This is a genomic window from Microbacterium umsixpiens, from assembly GCF_053543675.1.
This window is the reverse complement of sequence record NZ_JBLVOH010000002.1, coordinates 1-3,897: the sequence shown is the minus strand read 5'-3', so window position 1 is coordinate 3,897 and position 3,897 is coordinate 1. Positions and strand designations below refer to the sequence as shown.

Genomic DNA, 3,897 nt, shown 5'->3' with positions numbered 1-3,897 from the left:
GCCACGGTCACGGCGACGGTCGCCTCCGCGGCCACGTCCGGCGTGAGCGTGCAAGTGCAGGCGAGCGGCCTGCCCGAGGTCGAAGGCGCCTACGCGGCCCTCATCGTCAAGGGCACGGAATCCGGCCTCAGCGGCGCTGGCGGATACGCGGCGTTCGTGATGCCGACCGTCGCCGGAGGGGCGAGCACGTTCACGCTCGACGCTCCTGCCGGCTCGCTCGATCGGACGAAGTCCTACGAGGTGCTCGTGTGGCAGAAGCACTCGAACCCGAACGAGACGACGATCTACGGCCGCGGGGACGTCGCGATCTCCGCGGGGCAGTGGGACGCCGTGTTCGGTCCCGTGCCCACCGACCCCGGTACGGATCCGGGCACCGACCCGGGGACGGACCCCGGCACCGATCCCGGTACCGACCCGGGCACCGATCCCGGTACTGACCCGGGCACCGATCCCGGTACCGATCCCGGGACTGACCCAGGGACGGATCCCGGCACCGACCCCGGCACCGACCCGGGCGAGACGCCGTTCTCCCCGGCGATCGAGGTGTTCCTGGCTGACGGCATCACGCCGGCCGGCACCTCTGCTCTCAAGGCGGGCGACAAGGTCGTCGTGAAGGGCTCGGGTTACGACCCGGCGGCCAACGTCGGCGGGCGCGGTGTTCCGATTCCGAAGGACCTGCCGCAGGGCACGTACGTGGTGTTCGGCAACTTCGCCTCGGCGTGGCAGCCGTCCACCGGTGCCGCGTCGTCGACGCGCTCGGTCGGAGCGCAGGTCTGGGCGCTCTCCGAGGGTGTCCTGAACCAGGTGCCGCAGCAGTATCAGGGTGCGATCCGCTCACAGTGGGTCGACATCGCGGATGACGGGACCTTCGAGGCGACCCTGACTCTGAAGGACGCGGCGGCCGCCCCCGGCTCCTATGGCGTGTACACCTACGCGGCGGGCGGCGTGGTCAACGCCGACCAGGAGCAGAGCATCGCCCTGACCTACTCCGAGACCGCTCTCGCCTCCGCGGCGGTGAAGACCGCGACCGCGAAGGACGGGCTGACCGTCACCGCATCCGCCTCGAAGCTGGGCGCGATCACCGGTGCGTACGCCGCACTGATCGAGACGGGCACCGAGTCGGCGGTCACCTCGGGCGGCGGATTCCTCGCGATGCAGTACGTGCGCGGTATCGAGGGCGGCGCGTTCACCGTCGACCTGACGGCCGCGGCCGACACGCTCGACCGCACGAAGTCCTACGAGGTCATCGTCTGGAAGCAGCACACGATGCCCGACGCGAGCACGATCTACGCTCGTTCGGCGATCACCATCACCGACGACCAGTGGGAGAGCCTGCAGCCCGCGCCGCTGACTCCGTCCATCGAGGTCTTCCTCGCCGACGGCACCACGCCGGCCGGCACCTCTGCCCTCAAGGCCGGCGACAAGGTCGTCGTGAAGGGCTCGGGCTACGACCCGGCGGCCAACGTCGGCGGGCGCGGTGTTCCGATCCCGAAGGACCTGCCGCAGGGCACGTACGTGGTGTTCGGCAACTTCGCCTCGACGTGGCAGCCGTCCACCGGTGCCGCGTCGTCGACCCGCTCGGTCGGAGCGCAGGTCTGGGCGCTCTCCGAGGGTGTCCTGAATCAGGTTCCCGCGCAGTACCAGGGGGCGATCCGCGCGCAGTGGGTGGACATCGCTGCCGACGGGACCTTCGAGGCGACCCTGACTCTGAAGGACGCGGCCGCGACCCCGGGTGCGTACGGCATCTACACGTACGCAGCGGGTGGCGTGGTCAACGCCGACCAGGAGCAGAGCGTCGCCCTGAACTACGGCGATGCTGCGGGTCTCACCGCGACCGTGAAGGCGGCGACGGCGAAGGACGGTCTGACCGTCACGGCGGCGGCCTCGAAGCTCGGTGACATCCCCGGCGCGTATGTCGCGCTGATCGAGAAGGGCACCGAGGCGGATGTGACGGCCGGCGGCGGATTCCTCGCGATGCAGTACGTGCGGGGCATCACCGGCGGCGCGTTCAGCGTCGACCTGACGGCTGCGGCCGACACGCTCGACCGCACGAAGTCCTACGAGGTCATCGTCTGGAAGCAGCACACGATGCCGGGCGCCGACACCATCTACGCCCGTGCCACCGCGCCGGTCAGTGATGAGCAGTGGAACGCGATCTTCCCGGAGGGCCCCGCCCTCGGCGTGACCGTGAAGACGGCGACGGCGAAGGACGGCTTGACCGTGACAGCCGCGGCCTCGAAGCTGGGCGACATCTCCGGCGCGTACGCCGCGCTGATCGAGAAGGGCACCGAGGCGAATGTGACGGCGGGCGGCGGATTCCTCGCGATGCAGTACGTGACGAAGATCACGTTCGGCGCGTTCGCGGCCGATCTCACGACGGCGGCGAAGAACCTCGACCGCACGAAGTCGTACGAGGTGATCGTGTGGAAGCAGCACACGATGCCGACCGCCGACACGATCTACGTGCGTGGCGATGTGACGATCACGGACGCCCAGTGGCGCACACTGTTCGGCGAGAAGCCCACCGACCCGAAGCCGCCGACGACGCCGACGACTCCGCCGGCCAGCGTGCCCGGTGGTTCGCTCCGCTGGGCGATCTCCTCGGACTTCGCCAAGTACGTCACGGGCGGCATCGCGCAGGGGGCGATCTCGGTCTCCGATGGCGCGACGCGCTCGGGCAGCCAGTTCCAGTTCGGGCAGACGGTCGGGGGAGACTTCGACGTGAAGACCGGGCTCGGCAGCGTCGTCTACCGCGGATCGGTGCGCTTCACGGGACACCACGGTGTGCTCGACGTGACCGTGTCGAACCCGCAGATCCGCATCACCTCGGCGGGCGCGGCGACACTGTCCGTGACGAGTGGCGGTGCCCAGGTGCCGTTCGCGACGCTCGACCTCTCGCGGGCCGCGCGCGTCTCGGCGAACGGTGCCGTCACCTACACCGCGGCTCCGGCATCGCTCACCGCGGCCGGACGCGATCGGGTGCTGTCGGGGTACTCGACCGACCTGAACCCGGTCACGTTCACGATCGGCTCCGTCGCCGCGGCGCCTGCCGGGAACACGGGCACCGTGGCTGCGGCCGCCGTGAAGGCGAAGACGACCCTGCCCGCGGCACCGCCGGCATCGGACGGCATCGACGTCGACGCGGAGAACCTCGCTGCGCTCGAGTCCGGGCAGTCGGCCACGATCACCGCATCCGGATTCCAGCCGAACGAAGAGGGCATCAAGGTGGTCGTGTACTCGACCCCGGTGCTTCTCGACACGGTGACCGCGGATGCCGCGGGCCTCGCGACCTGGTCGGGCACGCTGCCCGCCAGCCTCGAAGACGGGGCGCACACGCTCACCCTGCAGGGCTCGGTCGACCGCGGGCTGGCGTTCACGTTCACCCGTGCGAAGACCGTGATCGGCGCGTGCACGGTCGACGGGGCCTCGCTTCAGTGGGGCTACAAGGAGTCGTTCCGCACGTACATCGAGGGCATCGCGAAGGGCGGCTGGACCCTGACCGACGTCGAGTACCGCTACCCGGACTACGTGTGGGAGAGCGGCACCGGGTCGTTCGACGACAAGACGCTCGCCGGTGTCATCACCTACGGCGGCAGCATCACCTTCACCGGCCACGACGGCGCGCTGAACACGACGCTCGCGAACGCGCGGCTCGAACTCGCCGGCGACAAGGGCTACCTCGTCTTCGACGTGAGCGGCACCACGCAGGGTGGCGAGAGCGTCGACCAGAAGGCCGTCCGCCTCGCAGAGTTCGCCCTCGGTGATGCCGCGGTCGTCGACGGGAGGCTCTCGCTCGACGCCATCCCGACGACACTCACCGAGGCGGGGGCGGCCGCGTTCGGCACCTACGCCGCCGGCGAGGCGCTCGACCCGGTGACCGCGGTCATCCCGGTCGAC

At 70.3% G+C, this 3,897-nt stretch carries 1 protein-coding gene; it reads left to right on the top strand.

Features of this window, described 5'->3' with window-relative positions; genetic code table 11:
* A partial coding sequence (locus ACNPM4_RS00085) for an HtaA domain-containing protein (RefSeq protein ID WP_448984256.1) occupies positions 1 to 3,897 on the top strand: 3,897 nt, incomplete at both ends.